The organism is Streptomyces sp. ME02-8801-2C (assembly GCF_033793965.1).
Classification (GTDB): domain Bacteria; phylum Actinomycetota; class Actinomycetes; order Streptomycetales; family Streptomycetaceae; genus Streptomyces.
This window is the reverse complement of record NZ_JARAXP010000017.1, coordinates 22343-43369: the sequence shown is the minus strand read 5'-3', so window position 1 is coordinate 43369 and position 21027 is coordinate 22343. Positions and strand designations below refer to the sequence as shown.

18 protein-coding genes and 5 pseudogenes are annotated in these 21027 nt (G+C 68.4%); 16 read left to right on the top strand and 7 right to left on the bottom strand.

Annotated features, from left to right (window positions below):
* Positions 1-897 (top strand): cellulose-binding protein, encoded by an 897-nt coding sequence (locus tag PV396_RS37005; protein ID WP_319212309.1) that lies wholly within the window; start codon positions 1-3, stop codon positions 895-897.
* 67 nt (positions 898-964) lie between these two features.
* Here PV396_RS37005 and PV396_RS37000 read toward each other — a convergent pair whose 3' ends face one another.
* Complete coding sequence (locus PV396_RS37000; protein WP_319212307.1) at positions 965-2503, bottom strand: MFS transporter; 1539 nt, start codon at positions 2501-2503, stop codon at positions 965-967.
* A 403-nt stretch (positions 2504-2906) separates the two neighbouring features.
* On the opposite strand from PV396_RS37000, the gene PV396_RS36995 reads away from it, so the two are divergent.
* Complete coding sequence (locus PV396_RS36995; RefSeq protein WP_319212305.1) at positions 2907-3695, top strand: ABC transporter ATP-binding protein; 789 nt, start codon at positions 2907-2909, stop codon at positions 3693-3695.
* Complete coding sequence (locus PV396_RS36990; RefSeq protein WP_319212303.1) at positions 3692-6280, top strand: ABC transporter permease; 2589 nt, start codon at positions 3692-3694, stop codon at positions 6278-6280. Before PV396_RS36995 ends, PV396_RS36990 begins: the two co-directional genes overlap by 4 nt.
* 404 nt (positions 6281-6684) lie before the next feature.
* Here PV396_RS36990 and PV396_RS36985 read toward each other — a convergent pair whose 3' ends face one another.
* Positions 6685-7197: an ATP-binding protein gene (locus tag PV396_RS36985; RefSeq protein ID WP_416071547.1), complete on the bottom strand. Its 513-nt coding sequence runs from the start codon at positions 7195-7197 to the stop codon at positions 6685-6687.
* Positions 7198-7439: 242 nt separating this feature from the next.
* On the opposite strand from PV396_RS36985, the gene PV396_RS36980 reads away from it, so the two are divergent.
* Both PV396_RS36980 and PV396_RS36975 read left to right on the top strand, forming a co-directional pair.
* Positions 7440-8270 carry a helix-turn-helix transcriptional regulator gene (locus PV396_RS36980; protein WP_319212299.1) on the top strand — a complete coding sequence of 277 codons (831 nt, stop codon included), beginning with the start codon at positions 7440-7442 and terminating at the stop codon, positions 8268-8270.
* On the top strand, positions 8267-8470 hold the full coding sequence (locus PV396_RS36975) for a DUF397 domain-containing protein (RefSeq protein WP_319212297.1): 204 nt from the start codon (positions 8267-8269) through the stop codon (positions 8468-8470). Before PV396_RS36980 ends, PV396_RS36975 begins: the two co-directional genes overlap by 4 nt.
* Before the next feature lie 110 nt (positions 8471-8580).
* On the opposite strand, the gene PV396_RS36970 is transcribed toward PV396_RS36975, so the two are convergent.
* Together PV396_RS36970 and PV396_RS36965 are read right to left on the bottom strand one after the other, a co-directional pair.
* Complete coding sequence (locus tag PV396_RS36970) at positions 8581-9126, bottom strand: class IV adenylate cyclase (protein ID WP_319212295.1); 546 nt, start codon at positions 9124-9126, stop codon at positions 8581-8583.
* Between the two features lie 11 nt (positions 9127-9137).
* Positions 9138-10187, bottom strand: coding sequence for a radical SAM protein (locus PV396_RS36965; protein ID WP_319212449.1), 1050 nt, complete (start codon positions 10185-10187; stop codon positions 9138-9140).
* A gap of 478 nt (positions 10188-10665) precedes the next feature.
* Here PV396_RS36965 and PV396_RS36960 point away from each other — a divergent pair, with 478 nt between their 5' ends.
* The 5 genes and pseudogenes from PV396_RS36960 to PV396_RS36940 form a co-directional block, all read left to right on the top strand.
* Positions 10666-11085 (top strand): hypothetical protein, encoded by a 420-nt coding sequence (locus PV396_RS36960; RefSeq protein ID WP_319212293.1) that lies wholly within the window; start codon positions 10666-10668, stop codon positions 11083-11085.
* Entirely contained in the window at positions 11045-11569 is a 525-nt protein-coding gene (locus PV396_RS36955) for a DUF6879 family protein (RefSeq protein WP_319212292.1), read from the top strand. Before PV396_RS36960 ends, PV396_RS36955 begins: the two co-directional genes overlap by 41 nt.
* A 7-nt stretch (positions 11570-11576) precedes the next feature.
* A complete protein-coding gene (locus PV396_RS36950; RefSeq protein ID WP_319212290.1) occupies positions 11577-12431 on the top strand; it encodes a helix-turn-helix transcriptional regulator in 855 nt (284 codons plus the stop codon).
* An 11-nt stretch (positions 12432-12442) separates the two neighbouring features.
* Positions 12443-12625 carry a DUF397 domain-containing protein gene (locus tag PV396_RS36945; protein WP_319212289.1) on the top strand — a complete coding sequence of 61 codons (183 nt, stop codon included), beginning with the start codon at positions 12443-12445 and terminating at the stop codon, positions 12623-12625.
* Positions 12626-12703: 78 nt separating this feature from the next.
* A pseudogene (locus tag PV396_RS36940) lies at positions 12704-12847 on the top strand (transcriptional regulator); the annotation flags it as partial.
* On the opposite strand, the pseudogene PV396_RS36935 reads toward PV396_RS36940, so the two are convergent.
* Positions 12828-13486: pseudogene (locus PV396_RS36935) on the bottom strand (HAD family hydrolase). The pseudogenes PV396_RS36940 and PV396_RS36935 overlap by 20 nt on opposite strands.
* Positions 13487-13590: 104 nt before the next feature.
* On the opposite strand from PV396_RS36935, the pseudogene PV396_RS36930 reads away from it, so the two are divergent.
* The 3 genes and pseudogenes from PV396_RS36930 to PV396_RS36915 all read left to right on the top strand — a co-directional run.
* Positions 13591-13786 (top strand): annotated as a pseudogene (locus tag PV396_RS36930) (hypothetical protein); the annotation flags it as partial.
* A gap of 69 nt (positions 13787-13855) precedes the next feature.
* Positions 13856-14527 carry a class I SAM-dependent methyltransferase gene (locus tag PV396_RS36925; protein WP_319212287.1) on the top strand — a complete coding sequence of 224 codons (672 nt, stop codon included), beginning with the start codon at positions 13856-13858 and terminating at the stop codon, positions 14525-14527.
* Positions 14528-14614: 87 nt separating this feature from the next.
* Positions 14615-14725 (top strand): annotated as a pseudogene (locus tag PV396_RS36915) (SAM-dependent methyltransferase); the annotation flags it as partial.
* Between the two features lie 157 nt (positions 14726-14882).
* On the opposite strand, the gene PV396_RS36910 reads toward PV396_RS36915, so the two are convergent.
* Positions 14883-15617, bottom strand: a complete 735-nt coding sequence (locus tag PV396_RS36910; protein ID WP_319212285.1) for a hypothetical protein — start codon at positions 15615-15617, stop codon at positions 14883-14885.
* Positions 15618-15694: 77 nt separating this feature from the next.
* Here PV396_RS36910 and PV396_RS36905 point away from each other — a divergent pair, with 77 nt between their 5' ends.
* Positions 15695-16267: a helix-turn-helix domain-containing protein gene (locus PV396_RS36905; protein WP_319212284.1), complete on the top strand. Its 573-nt coding sequence runs from the start codon at positions 15695-15697 to the stop codon at positions 16265-16267.
* Between the two features lie 350 nt (positions 16268-16617).
* Positions 16618-20172 carry a transcription-repair coupling factor gene (mfd, locus tag PV396_RS36900; protein ID WP_319212282.1) on the top strand — a complete coding sequence of 1185 codons (3555 nt, stop codon included), beginning with the start codon at positions 16618-16620 and terminating at the stop codon, positions 20170-20172.
* A 154-nt stretch (positions 20173-20326) separates the two neighbouring features.
* On the opposite strand, the gene PV396_RS36895 is transcribed toward mfd, so the two are convergent.
* Positions 20327-20527 (bottom strand): Rv0909 family putative TA system antitoxin, encoded by a 201-nt coding sequence (locus tag PV396_RS36895; RefSeq protein WP_319212280.1) that lies wholly within the window; start codon positions 20525-20527, stop codon positions 20327-20329.
* 219 nt (positions 20528-20746) lie between these two features.
* Here PV396_RS36895 and PV396_RS36890 point away from each other — a divergent pair.
* Positions 20747-20989: pseudogene (locus PV396_RS36890) on the top strand (hypothetical protein); the annotation flags it as partial.
* Positions 20990-21027: the final 38 nt, after the last annotated feature.

Below are 21027 nucleotides of genomic sequence, written 5' to 3'. Positions count from 1 at the left end.
ATGAGCAGCGCAGCGATGGCGCACGGTTTCGTGGCCGGTTTCGTGGCTGGACGGGGGCGTGGTTACCGGCCCGATCAGGTCGACGCGTGTGCCGCCGCGCTCTCCGCGGAGCGGGACGCCGCCTGGGAGCGGGCGGCGCGGCTGACCGTGCTGGCCAGGGAGATGGAGGCGGAGTCGGAGCGGCTGGGGGAGGCGGTCGCGCGGCTCGCCCCGCAGACGTACGAGAGTCTCGGTGAACGGGCCCGGCGGCTCTTCGAGTTGGGCGCCGAGGAGGCCGGCGCCGTGCGGGAGCGGGGGCGGAGTGAGGCGCGGGAACTGGTCGCGGCGGCCGAGGCCCGCGCGGGCGCCCTGCGGGAGGCCGCGGCGGCCGCCGCCGACACCGTACGCGGGGAGGCCGAGGAACGTGCCCGGCACCGGCTGCTCGCCGCGCGCGCCGAGGCCGACGAGATCCGGATCGGTGCCCGGCGGGAGGTCAAGGAGGGGCGGGGGGAGGTGTTGGCCGCGCTGCGGGAGATGCGGCTGCGGACCTCGGGGCTGCTCGCCGAGCAGGAGAAGGAGTACGCCGAGCGGTGGGCGGCGCAGGAACGGCTCGTCGCCGAGCGTGAAGTCGCCCTGGACGTACGGCACGTGGAGCGGGTGGCGGCTGCCGAGGCGGCGCTGTCCGAGGCGAAGCGGACGTTCGCGGAGGCCGAGGAGTCGGTCCGGCGGATCGATGACGACGCGCGGGTGCGGGCCGCCGAGGTCCTCGCCGAGGCCCGCGCCCAGGAGGACCGCATCGCCCGCGACACCGAGCGCGTACTGCGGGAGCACGGGCAGGAGTGGGACGACGTGCAGGCCCACATGGACCATGTGCGCAGCAGTCTGACGACGCTCACGGGGCGTGCGGCGGCCGAGTGAGCGCAAGAAGGGCCTGACGGAGTACGCAAAAGGGCATTTGATTGGCCAACTGTGTGCCGCAGAGGGGTTATTGGGGGCTGTCGAGGACCGGGAAGCGGCGCGGTGCCAGTACCAGCAGGGCCACGAACGCCAGTGCCGCCGCCCCCGCAGCTCCGAAGTACACCGCGTGCACCGCGTCCGCGATCGCGCGTCGGGTCGCTTCCGGGGCGGCGCCCGCGTCCAGGGCGCGGGTCACCGAGTCCAGGTCGCTCGCGCCGCCCAGCCGGGACGCGAGTACGCCGTTGGCCACCGCGCCGAACAGGGCCGCGCCGATCGTCTGGCCGCTCTGGCGGCAGAAGAGCACCGACGCTGTCGCCGTGCCGCGTTCCGGCCAGCCGACCGTCGACTGGACGCCCACTATCAGGGGGAGTTGGAAGAGGCCGAGGGCGCCGCCGAGCAGCAGCATCAGGAGGGTGGGCTGCCAGGGGGAGCCGGGGTAGGGGAGGAAGGGGAACGCGAGGAGGATCAGGGCCGCCGCGCCGATGCCCAGCAGCGCGGTGTCGCGGAAGCCGATCCGCCGGTAGACGTGCTGGCTCAGTGCCGCCGACACCGGCCAGCTCAACGTCCATACGGACAGCACGAATCCGGCGGCTATGGGGGCCAGACCCAGGACGGACTGGGCGTACGTCGGCAGGAACACCGTCGGGGCCACCATCAGCAGTCCCAGCGCGCCGAGCGCCAGGTTGACCGCCGCGATCGTGGGGCGCCGCCACACCCAGCCGGGGATGATCGGCTGCGCGGCCCGGCGTTCGATCGCGACGACGATCAGCGCCAGTGCAAGTCCCGTACCGAAGAAGGAGGTTGACGGCCAGGACAGCCAGGGCCAGGCCACGCCTCCCTGGACGAGGGCTGTCAGCAGGACGCCGCCGCACGCGAACACCGCGAGCGCGCCCGCCCAGTCGACGCGTGGGCGGGGGCCGGAGGTGTCGCGCTGGGGTTCGTGGAGGTGGCGGGCGAGGAGCCACATCGCCACCGCGCCGATGGGGAGGTTGACGAGGAAGATCCAGCGCCAGTCGGCGTAGCCGGCCAACACCCCGCCCACCGCGGGGCCCGCCACCGCCGCGGTCGCCCATACCGTCGACAACTTGGCCTGGATCTTGGGGCGTTGTTCGAGCGGGTAGAGGTCGGCGGCGAGGGTCTGGACGGTGCCCTGGAGGGCGCCGCCGCCCAGGCCCTGGATGATCCGGAACGCGATGAGCGCGCCCATGTTCCAGGCCAGGGCGCACAGCAGTGAGCCGGCGAGGAACAGGGCGCTGCCCGCGATCAGGACCGGTTTGCGGCCGAAGGTGTCGGAGAGCTTGCCGTACACGGGGAGCGTGACCGTGACGGCGAGGAGGTAGCCCGAGAACAGCCAGGAGAAGACGGAGAAGCCGCCGAGGTCGCCGACGATCTGCGGTACGGCGGTCGACACGATGGTGGAGTCGAGCGCGGCCAGCGCCATCGAGAGCATCAGGGCGGCGACGACGGCCCCTCGCTTCCCAGTCCCGGTGTGCTGCTGCTCCGCGTCGCGCGGCGCGGGTCTCGTACGGCGGCTGCTGCTGCCCACCGGGTTCCTTTCCCCCTGCATCTATCTGTCGGCGACCACTCTGCCACCCACCCCGGACAGGGGGGAGGGTGGAGCGTCGGTGGGGCGCGGGTGGAGGCAACCCCGAGACTCGCTCCACCTTGAGGTGGACAGCCCCTAGGGGTACCTCCGTACTACGGCTCGGGGAGGGTTCGTACTGACGGAGGACGAGACGGGACCCCGACCCTCCTTAACCTGGCTTTACGCCGCTGGGGACGGCGTTCCCGACCTCGGGGGGTGGGGTTTACCCCCGGAGAAGGCTGGGCCGGGCACCAGAGACCCGGACCCCCTCCCACCAGCAGACTCGGACGCACAGCACAGGGCAGCACAGCACAGGGCAAGGCATCCGCATCCGCATCCGCGGGTTTCAGTGCGCTTCCGCACTGACCGACTTAGGAGACATACCGTGACATCGGCTGTGACAATCACCAGGCACGGGGGCACTGGAGGGCGTACGGCCGTTGCCGCGCGGGCGCGGCAGGTCGTGAAGGCGTACGGGTCCGGTGAGACCCGCGTCGTCGCCCTGGACCAGGTGGACGTGGACATCGCGCGGGGGCAGTTCACCGCGATCATGGGCCCCTCGGGGTCCGGCAAGTCCACGCTCATGCACTGCCTCGCCGGACTCGACACCGTGACGTCCGGGCAGATCCACCTCGACGAGACCGAGATCACCGGGCTCAAGGACAAGAAGCTGACGCAACTGCGCCGGGACCGCATCGGGTTCATCTTCCAGGCGTTCAACCTGCTGCCGACGCTCAGCGCGCTGGAGAACATCACGCTCCCCATGGACATCGCCGGCCGCAAGCCGGACAAGGGGTGGCTGGCGCAGGTCGTCGAGACCGTCGGGCTGAAGGACCGGCTCAAGCACCGGCCCAACCAGCTCTCCGGCGGTCAACAGCAACGCGTCGCCGTGGCAAGGGCGTTGGCGGCGCGGCCCGAGATCATCTTCGGTGACGAGCCGACCGGGAACCTCGACTCCCGTGCGGGGGCGGAGGTGTTGGGCTTCCTGCGCCGCTCGGTGGACGAGCTGGGTCAGACCATCGTGATGGTCACGCACGACCCGGTGGCCGCCTCGTACGCGGACCGGGTGCTGTATCTGGCCGACGGGCGGATCGTCGACGAGATGTTCCGGCCGACCGCCGACAGCGTCCTCGACCGTATGAAGGACTTCGACGCGCGGGGGCGTACGTCATGACTGTGCTGAAGACCTCGATGCGCAACTTCTTCGCGCACAAGGGTCGGATGGCCCTGTCGGCGGTGGCCGTGCTGCTGTCGGTGGCGTTCGTGTGCGGGACCCTCGTCTTCACCGACACCATGAACACGACGTTCGACAAGCTGTTCTCGGCCACCGCTTCCGACGTCACGGTGTCGCCGAAGGCGGCCAAGAGCGACGACACCCCGCAGAACGGGGTGCCCGAGTCGCTGCCGGCCTCCGTACTGGCGCAGGCGCAGCAGGCCAAGGGCGTCAAGTCGGCCGAGGGCGCGGTCAGTTCGATGAACGTGACCGTTGTCAACAGTGAGAACGAGAACATGGGGTCCAGTACCGGGGCTCCGACCATCGCGGGCAACTGGACGCGCAACGACCTGCGTTCGATGGAGATCACCTCCGGTCACGCGCCACGCGCGCCGACCGAGGTGATGGTCGACGCCGACACCGTCGACAAGCACCACCTGAAGATGGGTGACGAGCTTCGTACCATCGCGCAGACCGGTGACATCAGGGCGCGGATCGTCGGCATCGCCACCTTCAAGGTGACCAACCCGGGTGCCGCGGTCGTCTACTTCGACACGGCCACCGCACAGCGTGAACTCCTGGGCGCCACAGGCCGGTTCACCCAGCTCAACGTCACGGCGGCGAGCGGCGTCACCGACACGCAGCTCAAGCGGAACGTGACGCAGGCCCTGACGGCCGCCGATGCCGCTTCCGCCACCGGTGCGTTCAAGGTGCAGACGCAGAAGGAGTTCTCCGACGAGAACCGTGAGGGCGTCGGCGAGTTCATGAACGTCATCAAGTACGCCATGCTCGGCTTCGCCGGGATCGCGTTCCTGGTGGGCATCTTCCTGATCATCAACACCTTCTCGATGCTGGTCGCCCAGCGGACCCGCGAGATCGGTCTGATGCGGGCGATCGGCTCCTCCCGCAAGCAGGTCAACCGGTCCGTGCTGGTGGAGGCGCTGCTGCTCGGCTTCGTCGGGTCGGTTCTCGGTGTCGCGGCGGGGGTCGGTATCGCGATCGGCCTGATGAAGCTGATGGCGATGGCCGGTATGAACCTCTCCACCGACGATCTCACCGTCAAGGCGACCACTCCGGTGATCGGCTTGGTCCTCGGTGTCGTCGTCACCGTCCTCGCCGCGTACCTCCCCGCCCGGCGCGCGGGCAAGGTCTCGCCGATGGCCGCCCTGCGCGACGCCGGCACCCCGGCGGACGGCAAGGCGGGCCTCGTACGGGGGCTCATCGGCCTCGTCCTGACGGGAGCGGGTGGCTTCGCCCTCTATCTGGCGGCCACCGCCGACAAGGCGAGCGACGGTTCGCTGGTCCTCGGCGCGGGGGTCGTGCTCTCGCTCCTCGGGTTCGTGATCATCGGGCCGCTCCTCGCGGGTGTTGTCGTACGGGTGCTCAGTGCCCTGCTGCTGCGCGGTTTCGGCCCGGTCGGCCGGCTCGCCGAGCGCAACGCGCTGCGCAACCCGCGTCGTACGGGTGCCACCGGCGCGGCCCTGATGATCGGCCTCGCCCTGGTCGCCTGCCTGTCGGTGGTCGGCTCGTCGATGGTCGCCTCCGCGACGAGCGAGCTGGACAAGTCGGTCGGCGCGGACTTCATCGTCCAGGGCAACCAGCGGATCGTGCCGCAGGCGGAAAGGGCGATGCGGAGCACGCCCGGCCTGACCCACGTCACCCGCTACAAGGAGGTCGAGGTCACCCTCACCCCGCCGAACGGCAGGGCCGAGAAGACCGAACTGACGGCCGCGGACCCGACGTACGCCTCCGACCTGCGCCGCGCCACGACGGCGGGCACGCTGAGCGCCGCGTACGGCGACGGCGCGATGTCGGTGGGCTCCGGGTACGCCACCGACCACGGTGTGAAGGTCGGCGACACGATGACCGTGGCCTTCAAGGGCGGTTCGACGGCGAAGCTCAGGGTCGCCGCGATCACGGACGACAACGTGGCGATCGACAAGGGCTCGCGGTACCTGTCCATCGCGACGATGGAGAAGTACCTGCCGGCCGACAAGGTCCCGCCGAGCAGCCTGCTGTTCGCCTCGGCGAAGAAGGGCGAGCAGGACGCGGCGTACGCGGCGCTGAAGAAGTCCCTCGACCCCTACCCGCAGTACCAGGTGCGTGACCAGAGCGACTACAAGCAGGAACTGAAGGACCAGATCGGCCAGCTCCTGAACATGGTCTACGGCCTGCTCGCCCTGGCGATCGTGGTCGCGGTCCTGGGCGTCGTCAACACCCTGGCCCTGTCGGTGGTGGAGCGGACCCGGGAGATCGGCCTGATGCGGGCGATCGGACTGTCACGGCGCCAGCTGCGCCGGATGATCCGCATGGAGTCGGTCGTGATCGCCCTCTTCGGCGCGCTGCTGGGCCTCGGCCTGGGAATGGGCTGGGGCGCGACGGCCCAGCGACTGCTGGCCCTGGAGGGCCTGAACGTCCTGGAGATCCCGTGGGTGACGATCGGCGGGGTGTTCGTCGGGTCGGCGTTCGTGGGGCTGTTCGCGGCGCTGGTGCCGGCGTTCAGGGCGGGGCGGATGAATGTGCTGAACGCTATCGCTACTGATTAACCGACCCGGGGCGGGGGCCACGGGGGCCACGGGGGCCACGGGGGCCACGGGGGCCACGGGGGAAACAGGGGGAATACGGGGGAACGGCGGCCCCGGTGAGCGTTCTTGATGCTCACCGGGGCCGCCGCTTGTCCTGTCCTGGACGGCGGGCAGGCGCTTCAGCCAGGTATGGGGCGCGCGCTCCGTTGAGCGGGCGCGGGCAGCGAGCCTCCGTACGCCCCCTCTCGCTCCGGCACCGGCTCCGGGCTAGGCAACGACTCCTGGGCCTGCGCCGGCTCCGTCGGTGTTCGCTGTGCTCCTGGGGCTTGCCACCGTCGGAGTCTGGTATCTGACCGTGCTCTACAGCGGCTCCCCGGCGGACTTCTTCGCCGGTTACCGGCAGTAGAAGCAGGGCGAGCACGGACTCACCGACCACGATCTCCGTAACTGGCAGCCCCCAGCCGCAACCCGAGGCCGTCGCGCCGCTGTGAAGAAGTAGCCGGAATCGACTCGGTGTTGTGCCCGTACCCCGATACCGAGTCGGTCGGACGACGGGCTGCCGGGTGCGTGTGCGGGCGGCCTCCGGTCGGTACGCGCAGCTGCGCCCATACCGTCTTGCCGGGGGCGGCCGGGCGAGGGGTGACGCCCCAGCCGGACTCGGACGCGGGGTCGGGGGTCGGGGGAGCGGTTGGGGGCTGTTTCTCGGCGCGGGTGTCGGTCACCTCGATGCGGAACATGCCCTCGCTCAGGGTGAGTTGAAGGTGGAAGTCCCGGCCGGGGATGTGGCCGTGGCGTACCGCGTTGGCGCTGAGTTCGGCCGTGATGAGGGCGAGTGTCTCGTTGGCCGGGGTGGTGTAGGGGTGGCCCCACTCGTTCAGGCGGTGTGAGACGAGTCGGCGGGCGAGGCGGGCGCCGCGTGGGGTTGAGGTGAAGCGCATGGTGAACTCGCGTTCGGGTGCGGAGCGCTGTGGCATATGCCCGTTCAGGGGAGTTGGTGACTTCATGCGGTCAACGGTCGCGGACTCTGCGTAGCGTTGGCCAGGAGCGACGGGCTGACGGGTGCGGGCTGTACGCGTGGGCGGCGCGCTTGTACGTGGTGTCGGGCGTGACCGGTTTCCCGGCGGTGCGTTGGGCGGGCCGAGTCCGGTGGCTGTGGTGGTCGTACGGGAGGAGTCGCGGCGTGGACGACGAGGTTCAGCAGCCGGAGTACGAGGTCGGGACGGGCATTCTGTGTGTGTTCGGGCGGCAGTTGAAGCTGTTTCGGGAGCGGGCGGGGATGGATCGTGCGCAGCTCGGGTCGCTGACCGGGTACTCGGCCTCGACGATCGCGTCGTTCGAGCAGGGGAGACGTGTTCCGCCGCCGAGGTTCATCGACCGCGCCGATGAAGTGCTTGACGCGGGTGGGGTGTTGAGCGCGAGCAAGGAGGAGGTGGCTCGGGCTCAGTATCCGGCGTTCTTTCGGGATGCGGCTCGGTTGGAGGCGGAGGCCATTGAGCTGCATGTGTACGCGAACCAGGCGGTGCCCGGGCTCTTGCAGACAGAGGGGTATGCGCGGGCCATTTTCATGATGATGCGACCACCTATGGATGACGAGCTGATCGAGCAGCGAGTGTCCGCGCGCCTGGCCAGGCAGGAGATTTCGTCCGGCCGTGATGCGCCCCTCGCCAGCTTTGTCATCGATGAGGCCGTGTTGAGGCGTCCCATCGGAGGACGAGGCGTCCTGCGTGGCCAACTTGAGCACGTCCTCCTGATGGGGGAGCGGCGGAACATCGAGATCCAGGTGATGCCGCTCGACCGTGAGGAGAACGCTGGTATGGCTGGTCCCTTCACCTTGATCGAAACGAAGGAAGGACGGAGGATCGCGTACGCCGAGGTACAGAACGTGAGCCGCCTGCAGACGGAGCGGGAACGCGTCCGTGCGCTTGAGGCCAAGTACGGGATCATCCGGGCGCAGGCCCTGACTCCTTGTGAATCATTGGCGTACGTAGAGAAGTTGCTGGGAGAGCCATGAACGCGCAGGTACATCCGCCGCACCTAGACCAGTTGGTATGGCGTAAGAGCAGCTACAGCAGCGAGGAAGGCGGCGAGTGCGTCGAGGTCGCCGTCCGCCCCGCCAAGGTCCACGTCCGCGACTCAAAGGACACAACCCGTACCGCACTCGCCGTACAACCCACGGCGTGGACCGCGTTCGTCGACTTCGCGGCATCCTGACAGAGGCAGGGCCCCTCGGCAGGCGTGTGCTTGCCGAGGGCCCAGCGTGTGTCCCATTCGCGCGGCCTCTGCACTTGGACAGGGACATGTGATCGCCCCAACCAGCTCGATCAGGCGAAGAGGAGCGTGGGCTCCGCGAGGATGTCCCGCTCCGCTTCGCTCTTGTAGATCAGATCGATGCTGCCGAAGCGGGCCTGGTCGTAGTCCAGGCCGAGCTCCGCCACCGCCTTCTTCACGGCCGCCTCGGAAGAGCCTTCGATCTCCAGGAAGGTGGGAAGGTCCGGCCAGGTGTCGAAGTCGTAGGTCACACCGTCCAGTTGCCATTCTTCGCGGTAGTTCTGCTGGTAGCGGACCTGCCGCAGTCCGAGCGCCGCGAGGAGCTCTGCCGTCTTGGCCAGGTCGTCGACCTCGATCTCGATCTCGGTGGTCCCGTGGATGTGCGTCGCGTCGGTCACCTGCTTCAGGGTGAGCGTCGTCTTGCCGCCCTCGTCGCGCAACCGCAGCCACTGCTCGCCCTGCACGGAGTCGTTCTCGAAGATCAGGCGTGTGAACATGGTCTTGGTGAAGACCTGTTCCGCCCCGGCAGTGCGCAGAGCGTCGCGGGTGACCTCCACGTCGATCTCCAGGAACTTCGCTTCGTATTCGTTCTGCGCCACGATTCTCCTTCTCAAGTGATGGTCTGAGCGGTCAGGTCGTGGAATTCCTGCTCGCGCATCCTGTTGATCTCACTGCACACGGCGCTGTCCAGGAACTCGTCGATGGGCAGACAGAGATCCATGCGCTGAATGCAGACGCCTACGTGGAAGGTCCCCTTGGGGTCGCGGTAGAGACGGACCCCGTAGTAACCCTCTTGGCAGTCGGTCGTGTTGTTGAAGCGGCAGCTTGCGCAGGTCTCGGGCAGACGCAGGGGCCGAATGTGCTTGACCTTGATCAGGCGTCCGCCGGGCAGGGCGTAGGAGATGCGGAAGCCGGAGGTCCCAGCGATGACGTGGACTTCCTGAGGTACTGCGCCGAGGCCGCCGAGAAGCTCGTCGATGGCGGCCAGCGATTTGTCCCCGTCGGCCAGCGACGACAGGATCCTTAACGACACCTGCGGAGAGTACCGGTCCAGGAGCCGGTGAACACGCTCAATGTGGCTGTGGTCCGGGATGACCACGTTCGCGCTCACGCCGACACCCTCCTCGGTCGCCACCTGGATCGATCGCTCCAGGGCCTCGATCTTCCGCGCTGCCAGGGAAGCTGTCCCGAACCGGACGTTCTGCACATGCGCCAGTTCCTCGGGTGTGGTGCCGAAGATCGAGAAGTTGACGCGGCCCAGGCCTGCCTTCGCGCACGCAGGGAGGACCCTGGTGCCGTTCTCGCCGTTGGAGGTGACACCCACGCCATATCCCTCCTCCCTGGCTACGGCGATGATCGCCGCGAGCTTGGGGTGCAGGGTCGGTTCTCCTCCCGTGAGGTGAACATCCTCGAAGCCCAGGGCGTCACGTAGTTGCGCCAAGGCGGCGCGGAAGGCGTCATCAGGGAACATGGGAGCTGCCACGAAGCGCGCTCCGTTGGTCGCCAGGTAGATGGAGACCCGTCCCGACCGGCCGACAGCGCCGAATTCGCCGGAGGTCTGAGCGTGGTTGTCGGCGCTGACGGGTGTGCCTTCGTTGTGGCAGAAGGTGCAGGTCATCCCGCAGGCATCGATGACCTTGACTCGGAGTGTGCGGTCCATCGTGACTCGGACCGGGGCAAGGTCGCAGATACCTCTCAATGCTCGGTGCTTGAACATGACGTACAGCTCCTTCGTCGGAGACGTTCGTTGCTTGCGAGCTGATCCAGCCGCTTCCCGCATCACACCGGGACCCCGTGTCCGGCGTGATCTCTACAGCACCCGTTCCAACCGGCGTGGACCAGAGAGGAATTGGGCGGCGTCGATGCTGTCCGCGATCAGTGCGTGTCGATGGGCAGGTGTCGACGGGTGGAGCCTCGTGTCTGTCGGCCACGGTGGTCACCACGCATCTCCCCTCGGTACCGCAACGCGCGGTGGCTGCCTCGGTTGCTCAGGTTCGGAGACGAACGTAGGGCGGCCGTCACTCAAGTCCCAAGAAGATTGCGCGAGTTTGCGGCAAGCCGATTGACGGCCCCGAACGCCCCGCAGACCATCGTCATGCCACGCAAATCCAAGCAAGGCAGCAGACAGGAGAACGACCATGAAGCTACGGTTCCTTGGTAAGAACTCCACGGTCGGTGACTGCCCGACCCTGTACGCCACAGACCGGGACACCTACCTTGTCCAGGGCTGGAAGATCTTCGCGAACGACCTGTTGATGCAGCTTGAGATCCCGGAGGGGGAGACGGTGGTGGAGGTTCCCACAGAGCTGTTCGAGCACCTCGCGAAGGACGGCCTGCCGGCCGGCGCGGTCAGGCGCGTCGAGGACCCGATCATGATCCTCACACCGGGCGGAACGTTCGTCGTCCAGGGCCGGGAGGTAACCGACCCCGAAGCCCTGGCCCAGATGGAGATTCCGGACTACGAGACCGTGGTCGAGGTCCCCAAGCCCGTGCTCATCGCCCTACTGGAGGAACCGCGTGGAGCTGATCTCCAGCGCCAAGCGCAACCAGCTCTTTGAGAGCTTCGCGCAGGACGCATTCCATCTGGAGCTGAGGGACGACTACTCCGTCCCCGACGAGGACAGCCCGTTCACGAGCTGGATTCGCGGCGAGAGCGTCGACTACTCCTACATGGAACCTTGGACGCAGCTCATCAGGCGCGTCACCGGAGAAGGGAAAACAGTCCGACGCGTCCGCGTGGTCACCGAGCCCCACACCCCCTACATCCAGTGGGAGCACGCCACCACCGGCCTCAACGAGGAGGCCGGTGAGGAGATCCGCTGGCTGTCCCGACACCGCCTGCCCGAGGGCGTCACGTTTCCCGTGGGTGGAAACGACTGGTGGCTGTACGACAACCGCCTTCTCGCAGTGGGGCACTTCGACTCCGACGGCAGAGTGCTCGGGTCGGAGATCGTCGAGGACCCGGGCGCCGTAGCCGAGTGCGTGCACCTGCGGGATCTGCTGTGGGCTGCCGCCATCCCCCACCCCGAGTACAAGCCCTGACCGACCCGTGAGCAAGCAGGTAGAAGAGGCGTTGCAGGCACTCGGTGCCCGGCTGCGCGGCTTCCGGAAGGACGCCGGATTCGCCAGCGGCCGGGCATTCGCGCGTGCCACCTCGTGGCAGGAGTCGAAGGTCTCCCGCATCGAGAACGGCAAGCAGCGCCCCAGTGAGGACGACATCCGCGTCTGGTGCGAGACGACCTGCCAGGGCGAGCAGTTGGGCGACCTGGTCGCGATCGTCCGCCATGTCGACGAGCTGTGGCTCGAATGGCGACGGCAACTCCAGACCGGCGTCGAGAAACGACAGCGGCAAGCGATCCCCGTGTACGCGAAGACCAAGGTCTTTCGCATCTGGCACCCCACGCTCATCTGGGGAACCCTCCAGACCGCGGAATACGCCGCCGAAGTCTTCCGACAGGGCGTCAGCTACTACGAGATTCCTAACGACGCCGAAGCGGCCGTGGCGAAGCGACTTGAGCGCCAGCAGTACCTGTACCAGGGCGACCGCATCTTCAACGTCCTCCTCGGCGAACAGGCCCTTTACACCAACTTCGGCGGCGCAGAAGTGATGAAGGGGCAGCTCGACCGCCTCCTGGCCGTGATGAGACTTCCCCGCCTCAGCCTGGGCATCGTCCCCAAGTCCGCCCCCACGTTCATCTGGCCGGGCAACGCGTTCTCGATGTTCGACAGCCGACTCGTCCTTGTGGAGACCTACTCGGCCGAGCTATCCGTCGCCCAGCCCCGAGAAATCGAGCTGTACACCAAGGCGTTCGCCCTCGTGAAACAGTCAGCGGTCTACGGCTCCGCCGTCCGCGACCTCATCTCCACAGCGATCCAGCACTTCGACCAGATGCCGACGGACTAGGAGAGTGCCCCATGCAGCCCGTAATCCCGAATTGGCGAACAAGCTCCTACACCGAGACACAGAACTGCGTCGAACTGGCCGACAACGACCCGAACAAAGTGATGATCCGGGACACGAAAGGACACGATCGGGGAACCATGGCCATCCAGCGGGACACCTGGAGGACCTTCGTCCAGTATGCCAAGCGGACGTAGTGCTGGGCATATTCTCGGTGTTCGTGGCCACCAAAGGTGGGGCGTCAGGATCGACGCAAACGCTGTCATGACCCGTCGCCTCGGATCTGGTACGCCACCGATATGGATCGCATCCGGGAGGTCCGGCGCACGCTCGCTCCCTGGCAGAACGAGCAGTGCGTCCGGAACCTCGATGACCGTCTCTACGACTGGGGCAGGACGGTCAGCGCCCTTCAACGTTGAACTTGGCGATCTTCTCCGGCAGTTCCGCGAGTGAGTCGATGCGCATGGTCGTGATCGCATCTGCGTCGGGGTCGCGCTGTTGGATCGTGCCCCAGGGGCCGCGCCGGATGAGGGCGGTCAGGAGCCCCGCCTGCACGGCAGGGCGGATGTCGTTGTCGAGACGGTCACCGACGTAAAGGATCTCGGCAGGCTCAGCGGGCGTTGCCTCGATGACGTGCTCGAAGAAGTTCACGTCCGGCTTTGATGCCCCCAGTCGTCACTGGTGGCGATCATGTCGGAAGGAAGGTCCAGCTCGCGCAGCAGACCGCCGGCCCGTACGGTCTGATTCCCGGCGATGCCAACCCACAGCCCTGCTTCACGAAGGGCAGAGAGGGTGGGCCGGACGTCCGGGTAGAGGTCATCCTCGCCGAACCACTCCGGCTTTCCGGCAGCCGCGCGCTTCTCCCGCGCCTCGGTCAGGTCGAACCCGCGCCGGAACTCCTGGAACGTCTCCCGGTAGTCGCGCCCCTGCGCGATGACCGCCCCGAACATCGCCGCGAAGGTGTGCCGTGGCACACCCGGCCAGTCCGCCCACGTCCCGTACTCGCGGGTCTCGTCAACAAGACACTCGCCCACATCGAACACCACCGCACGAATCATGCTCCGCAAGTTAGACGGTTCAGCGCGACGGGCGAAGCGGCCTTCTCGGGCAGCAACGGTCTCGGCGTCGACGCGGCGAGTGCTCGTGATCGAGAACTCCACGGTGGGCCCTCTGCGACGTGTACAACGAGGGCCGCTACAAGGCACCACGCCCCGTTCATTGAGCGCCGTCGCGACGGTCTGTGCCTCCGCACGGCGGACTTCCTGAAGTCCATCGGCTTCGACGTCGACGAGGAGCTCTGGGCGATCGACGGCGAGGACTGCTCGCCGTGCGACAACAAAGTCCCCGACAGCCACTGAACGCCCTACCCTGGCCACTGCTCTCCGTCTCCCGGAGGACAGGGGCCAGCCCTGCGAAGAGGAATCGACTTGCCCGCACAACACGACATCGCCGCCGAGACTGAGCTGTGGGACACCTTCGCCGCTTCCGCCTTCAAGGGCGACGCGGAGCCGAGCTTCTGCTGGACTCAGTACGCCGGTCACGGACCAGGCCCGGAACTGCTCGGCAACCCGCGTTCGGTCCTGGAGATCGGCTGTGGCACCGGCCGCGCCCTCGCCTACCTCGCTCAGCGCGGCGTCGCTGCCCGGGGCGTTGGCCTCTCTCCCGCCATGGTCAAGAAGACCATGAAGAAGTGGGCCGGAACCGGTGCGGAGTTCGTATGCGCCGAGGTCCTGGAGTACCTGAGCGAGCACGAGGACGCGTACGACGCGGTCTACTCGATCTTCGGAGCCGCTTGGTTCACCGACCCGGGCCGCCTCTTCCCCCTGGTACGCCAGAGGCTCAGGCCCGGCGGCGTCTTCGTGTTCTCGCAGCCGCCGGCGATCCCCGCGGCGTACGGACTGCAGGGCATGTACAAGGGAGGTTTTGCGGGAAAGGCGATGTTCACCGGTTCCTCCGAGGATGCCCCTGCCTTCAGGTCGGGGAGGAGTCGGACTCCTGCGGAGCAGGGCAGGGAAAGGGGAGTCGCCTTCAGGGTGATTGGTTGTCTGACACGGCGGCGTCGTGCTCGCCCTCCAGGCGGTAGACGATCTCGGAGTTGAGGGACCTGCGGGCGGACTTGGCCTGAGTGACCAGCCACTCGTGCAGGTCGGCGGGCAGACGCAGCGCGATGCGCTTCTCTTCATCCCTGGGAACGCTTGCTCACCCGTGCCGGGTTCGCCACCGCTGAGGCGCGGGTCCTCGACGCGCCTCACCCCGGGCACATCGGGACGCTCCTCGTGCGCGCCGTCGCTCCGTGACGGACCCCGGTCCGGAGTACGCGGTCGGGACGGGCATTCTGTGTGTTCGGCGGCAGTTGAAGCTGTTCCGGGATCGGGCGGGGATGGAGCGCGCCGCTAGGGTCGCTTCAGCAGCGCAATTGGGTCACAGGTATTGACGATCACTCACCGAACGGGTCTACGTGTAGGACCGGATGGCCACCGTGACATCCATGGTGAAGGCGTTCGCCCCCGCTGCGGACGGCAGGCCCAGGGCCCGGTCGAGCGCGCGCCTCAGGGGGCCACAGCCACTAGTGCCCGGGGCGGCGAACTCTGCGTCCTGCGCACCGAAGGCGACGACCAGGGGGTCCCTGGATATCACCCGGGTGGGATCGGTGTCCTTGAGCACCAAGTGGACCGCGTCCGCATCGCCGCCCACCGAGCAGCCCGACGACGGCAGGGCCGGCAGCCCGTGCGCCAAGCCTATGGAGAACTTGATGTCGAACTCTCCGCGCCGGGTGTCGTCGGACAGGAAGTCAGAGTAGCCGCCGTACTGCGGAGTCAGAGTCAACGGGGTGCCTCCCGCCCGGATTGGCGCAGCGGTCATCTCACCGAAGACCTGGTCGAATTCACCATCTACACGGCCTTCCGCAAACGTGATCTTCATAGGTTCGGTGAGCGGCTCGTCTATGGCTCCCATGCGCAGATGCCCCGTGGCGTGCATGACCTCGCAGCGCCAGGTCCCGGGGTCCGCACCCGTGGGCAGCTCCTCGACGGACGGGCAGGCGGAGAAGTCGAACTCGGGTAAATCGGCGGCACGCTCAGCTCCATGGGCGGGTACGGCGCCCAGGGCGAGTCCAACAAGCAGGGCCCCCGCGACAGTACTTGTGAAGCGGCGGACTGCGCGATTCGAGGTCACTCGGTTCGGCGTCATACGCAACAGCATTGCAGACTTTCCTCTGCAGAGGAAGGTCTGCAGAGAAATGGCTGCTATCTGGGTAGACTGCCGCCATGACGAAAGAGCGGAGAGCGGAAGCCGCAGGGCGGCGCACGGTCAACAGCCCCGAGGTGCTCAAGGCCCTCTCGCACCCCCTGCGCCTGCGTATCCTGCGCCACCTCGGCGCTCAGGGCCCGGCCACCTCGACCACGCTGGCCGCCGCCCTCGGCGAGAACACCGGGACGCTCAGTTATCACCTGCGCATGCTGGAGCGCAGTGGCCTCATCGAGGACATCCCCGAGCGCTCCACCGGGCGGGAGCGCTGGTGGCGCGGGGTGCGCGGGCTCGACATCCGCAGACCGCCTCAGGGTGAGCTGACGGAGGCCGAGCGCGCCATGTCGGCCGAGCTGGACCGGATGAGGATGGAGGAGGACGTCGAACTCGCCCGGCAGTTCACCGCCGGACAGGCGGAGTCCGAAGGCTGGATGCGGGGTTCCCGCAGCCTCATCCACCTCACGAAGGGTGAGCTGGACGCGTTCCATGACGACTATCTGGCACTGCTCGCGCGCTACGCCCGCGCGCCCGAGGAGGCCCCCGGCGACGCACGCCCCGTACTCCTCCGCTGGTTCGGCCTGCCCGCTGACTGACTGGCAGTCGGCCCACATCAAAGCGTCCGGTTCGCGACGGCAGTCGCCTTTCCGGGCGACGATCGGCATTGCGATGGACCCGGCCCGCACGCCCCCGTCACCTCCGCGCTGGGCCGGACCGCCCCGGGAAGGCTCGCCATGGTGCGTACGACCCGTGAGTTTCACCCTCTGAGTTCACCGCTTCGGATCGCTGCCTGAGGTCACCGTCCGAGTGGCGCCCGGGGACGGCGGGGCGGGCGTTGTCCACAGGCACGGCGCGGGCCCACGCGGCGACGTAGGCTGGAAGCCTCCCGGCTCGTAGTACGAGGCCGGGCGTTCGTGTTGCCCACCCCGGACGGGATACGCCCCACATGAGCCTGCACGGTCTGCTCGACGTCGTCGTCAAGGACGCCGCCCTCGCGGAAGCGATCAAGGCCGCCGGCGACGGCAACCGTATGCACGTCGACCTGGTCGGACCACCCGCCGCCCGCCCCTTCGCGGTCGCCGCGCTGGCCCGCGACGCCGGGCGCCCGGTGCTGGCCGTGACCGCCACCGGCCGTGAGGCCGAGGATCTCGCCGCCGCCCTCAGATCACTGCTGCCCCCGGACACGGTCGCCGAGTATCCCGCCTGGGAGACCCTCCCGCACGAGCGCCTCTCGCCCCGCAGCGACACCGTCGGCCGCCGCCTCGCCGTACTGCGCCGCCTCGCCCACCCCAGCGCCGACGACCCGGAGACCGGCCCGGTGTCGGTCGTCGTCGCCCCCGTGCGTTCCGTACTCCAGCCGCAGGTCAAGGGGCTCGGCGAGCTGGAGCCGGTCTCGCTGCGCACCGGCTCGACCGCCGACCTGGGCAGCGTCGTCGAGGCGCTGGCAGCCGCCGCGTACTCGCGCGTCGAGCTGGTCGAGAAGCGCGGCGAGTTCGCCGTACGCGGCGGCATCCTCGACGTGTTCCCGCCCACCGAGGAGCACCCCCTGCGGGTGGAGTTCTGGGGCGACGACATCGAGGAGATCCGTTACTTCAAGATCGCCGACCAGCGTTCCCTCGAGGTCGCCGAGCACGGACTGTGGGCGCCGCCCTGCCGCGAGCTGCTGCTCACGGATGAGGTGCGGGAGCGGGCCGCCGCCCTCGCTGAGGCGCACCCCGAGCTGGGGGAACTGCTCGGCAAGATCGCCGAAGGGATCGCGGTGGAGGGCATGGAGTCCCTCGCCCCCGTACTCGTCGACGACATGGAACTGCTGCTCGACGTCCTGCCCAAGGGTTCCATGGCCGTCGTGTGCGACCCGGAGCGGGTGCGGACGCGCGCCGCCGACCTGGTGGCGACCAGCCAGGAGTTCCTGCAGGCTTCCTGGGCGGCCACCGCGGGCGGCGGCGAAGCGCCCATCGACGTCGGCGCGGCCTCCCTGTGGTCCATCGCGGACGTACGGGACCGGGCGCGCGAGCTGGACATGATGTGGTGGTCCGTTTCGCCGTTCGCCGCCGACGAGACGCTCACATATGCCGCTGACGCGGAGGGCGACGCGGACACGCTCAAGCTCGGCATGCACGCGCCCGAGACCTACCGCGGGGACACCGCGAAGGCGCTCGCCGACACCAAGGGCTGGCTCGCGGACGGCTGGCGCGCGGTGTTCGTCACCGAGGCCCACGGCCCGGCCGCCCGTACGGTCGAGGTACTCGGCGGGGAGGGCATCGCCGCCCGGCTGGAGGCGGACCTGGTCTCCCTGGCCCCCTCCGTCGTGCATGTGGCGTGCGGCTCGATCGACTTCGGGTTCGTCGACACGAAGCTGAAGCTCGCCGTGCTGACCGAGACCGACCTGTCCGGGCAGAAGGCCGCCGGCAAGGACGGCGCCCGCATGCCCGCCCGGCGCCGCAAGACCATCGACCCGCTCACCCTCGAGACCGGCGACTACATCGTGCACGAACAGCACGGCGTGGGCCGCTACATCGAAATGGTCCAGCGGACCGTGCAGGGCGCCACCCGCGAGTACCTCGTCGTCGAGTACGCGCCCGCCAAGCGCGGCCAGCCCGGCGACCGCCTCTACATCCCCACCGACCAGCTCGAACAGATCACCAAGTACGTCGGCGGCGAGGCACCCACCCTCCACCGCCTCGGCGGCGCCGACTGGACGAAGACCAAGGCGCGCGCCAAGAAGGCCGTCAAGGAGATCGCCGCCGACCTCATCAAGCTGTACTCGGCCCGCATGGCGGCGCCCGGCCACGCCTTCGGGCCCGACACGCCCTGGCAGCGCGAGCTCGAGGACGCCTTCCCTTACGCGGAGACCCCCGACCAGCTGACCACGATCGCCGAGGTCAAGGACGACATGGAGAAGACGGTCCCGATGGACCGCCTGATCTGCGGCGACGTCGGCTACGGCAAGACCGAGATCGCCGTCCGCGCCGCCTTCAAGGCCGTCCAGGACGGCAAGCAGGTCGCCGTCCTCGTCCCCACGACTCTCCTCGTCCAGCAGCACTTCGGCACCTTCGGCGAGCGCTACTCCCAATTCCCGGTCAACGTGCGGGCGTTGAGCCGCTTCCAGACGGAAACCGAGTCGAAGGCCACCTTGGAAGGCCTGCGCGAGGGCTCGGTCGACGTCGTCATCGGCACCCACCGGCTGTTCTCCTCCGAGACCAGGTTCAAGGACCTCGGGCTCGTCATCGTCGACGAGGAGCAGCGGTTCGGCGTCGAGCACAAGGAACAGCTGAAGAAGCTGCGCGCCAATGTCGACGTGCTCACCATGTCCGCCACCCCCATTCCCCGTACGCTCGAAATGGCGGTCACCGGCATCCGCGAGATGTCGACCATCACCACCCCGCCCGAGGAACGCCACCCGGTGCTCACCTTCGTCGGCCCGTACGAGGAGAAGCAGATCGGCGCCGCGATCCGCCGCGAACTCCTGCGCGAGGGCCAGGTGTTCTACATCCACAACCGCGTCGAGTCCATCGACCGCGCGGCGGCCAGGCTCAGGGAGATCGTCCCCGAGGCGCGGATCGCCACCGCCCACGGCCAGATGTCCGAACAGGCCCTGGAACAGGTCGTCGTCGACTTCTGGGAGAAGCGGTACGACGTCCTCGTGTCGACGACGATCGTCGAGTCCGGCATCGACATCTCCAACGCCAACACCCTCATCGTGGAGCGCGGCGACAACTTCGGCCTCTCCCAACTCCACCAGCTGCGCGGGCGAGTCGGGCGTGGCCGGGAGCGCGGGTACGCGTACTTCCTGTACCCGCCGGAGAAGCCCCTGACCGAGACCGCCCACGAGCGGCTCGCGACCATCGCCCAGCACACCGAGATGGGCGCCGGCATGTACGTCGCCATGAAGGACCTCGAGATCCGCGGCGCCGGAAACCTCCTCGGCGGCGAACAGTCCGGCCACATCGCCGGCGTCGGCTTCGACCTCTACGTACGGATGGTCGGCGAGGCCGTCGCCGACTACCGGGCCTCACTGGACGGCGGGGTGGAGGAGGAACCGCCGCTCGAGGTCAAGATCGAACTCCCCGTCGACGCCCACGTCCCGCACGACTACGCCCCCGGCGAGCGCCTGCGCCTCGCGGCCTACCGCGCCATCGCGTCCGCCAACACCGAGGCCGACATCAAGGCCGTACGCGAGGAACTCGTCGACCGCTACGGCAAGTTGCCGGAGCCGGTCGAGAACCTGCTGCTCGTGGCGGGGCTGCGGATGCTCGCGCGAGCCTGCGGGGTCGGCGACATCGTGCTCCAGGGCACCAACATCCGCTTCGCACCGGTGGAGTTGAGGGAGTCGCAGGAGCTGCGCCTCAAGCGCCTGTATCCGGGCAGCGTCATCAAGCCCGCCGCGCACCAGATCCTCGTACCGCGCCCCAAGACGGCGAAGGTCGGCGGAAAGCCGCTGGTCGGGCGGGAGTTGCTGGGCTGGACCGGGGAGTTCCTGACGTCGATCCTGGGCTCGTGAGCGCCTGCGGCAAGTGATGAGGGGCGGCTCGAAGTGAGGGGCGGCTCGAAGTAATGAGGGGAAGCCGCCCGCGGTCCGTTTGGGTCTGTGGGCGGCTTCCACACCTGCGAAGACCTGCGAAGACCTGCGAAGACCTACGAGGGGCCCCGGGCTGCTACGTCTGTTCGGGCCTGTCGCGGTCGCGATCGCGGTCGCGGTCCATGCCCATCGCGCCCTCGGCTCTCTGTTGCGCGTCGTCGACCTGGCTCGTGTACTTGTCGCCTGTCCTCTGGTTGACCTGTTTTTCCGCGGCGTCCGAGGCCTTGTGGCCCGTCCTGCCGCGCATCTGGTCCTTGAACTTGTCGAAGATGCCCATCCAGAGCTCCTTCCGGAGGAGAGTCAGCATCGACGATACGCCCGGTATGCGACATATGCCCCTTGAGCGCCGGTGGGCGCCCTGTGAGGGAAAGAGCTCGGCCGCTAGCCTGTCGACCAGCGGAAATCCGCAGGCATTGACGTGAACGGGGCGGCAGGGGAGGGACGTAACGTGGTGAGTCTGAGGGGTGGGGGCGTCGCCGCCGCCGCATTCGTGGTGATGCTCGGTGTCGGCGGGTGCAGCGGCGAGAACCTGGGGTCCGCCGGGTCCGGGGAGAGCGCGAGCGGCGGTGCGGGCGGTGCCGGGGGAGCCGGTGGCAGTGGGGGAGGGGGTGGCGGGGGTGCGGCGCTCGCCGCCGTCGACTCGCTTGCCGTGAAGGGGCGGGCGCCCAAGACCGGGTACTCCCGGGACCGGTTCGGCAGTGCGTGGGCGGACACCGACTCGAACAAGTGCGACACCCGCGTTATCTCTATCGTTCACCGTGCGGTCGAGGCGTTTAT

Bases quoted from the DNA above. Each gene is read 5' to 3' on its own strand.
- PV396_RS36975 (WP_319212297.1), top strand. From the start codon at position 8,267: ATGAACGCGCAGGTACATCCGCCGCACCTAGACCAGTTGGTATGGCGT.
- PV396_RS37005 (WP_319212309.1), top strand. From the start codon at position 1: ATGAGCAGCGCAGCGATGGCGCACGGTTTCGTGGCCGGTTTCGTGGCT.
- PV396_RS36990 (WP_319212303.1), top strand. From the start codon at position 3,692: ATGACTGTGCTGAAGACCTCGATGCGCAACTTCTTCGCGCACAAGGGT.
- PV396_RS36945 (WP_319212289.1), top strand. From the start codon at position 12,443: ATGCAGCCCGTAATCCCGAATTGGCGAACAAGCTCCTACACCGAGACA.
- PV396_RS36985 (WP_416071547.1), bottom strand. From the start codon at position 7,197: ATGCGCTTCACCTCAACCCCACGCGGCGCCCGCCTCGCCCGCCGACTC.
- PV396_RS36960 (WP_319212293.1), top strand. From the start codon at position 10,666: ATGAAGCTACGGTTCCTTGGTAAGAACTCCACGGTCGGTGACTGCCCG.
- mfd (WP_319212282.1), top strand. From the start codon at position 16,618: ATGAGCCTGCACGGTCTGCTCGACGTCGTCGTCAAGGACGCCGCCCTC.
- PV396_RS36965 (WP_319212449.1), bottom strand. From the start codon at position 10,187: ATGGACCGCACACTCCGAGTCAAGGTCATCGATGCCTGCGGGATGACC.
- PV396_RS37000 (WP_319212307.1), bottom strand. From the start codon at position 2,503: ATGCAGGGGGAAAGGAACCCGGTGGGCAGCAGCAGCCGCCGTACGAGA.
- PV396_RS36905 (WP_319212284.1), top strand. From the start codon at position 15,695: ATGACGAAAGAGCGGAGAGCGGAAGCCGCAGGGCGGCGCACGGTCAAC.
- PV396_RS36895 (WP_319212280.1), bottom strand. From the start codon at position 20,527: ATGGGCATCTTCGACAAGTTCAAGGACCAGATGCGCGGCAGGACGGGC.
- PV396_RS36910 (WP_319212285.1), bottom strand. From the start codon at position 15,617: ATGACGCCGAACCGAGTGACCTCGAATCGCGCAGTCCGCCGCTTCACA.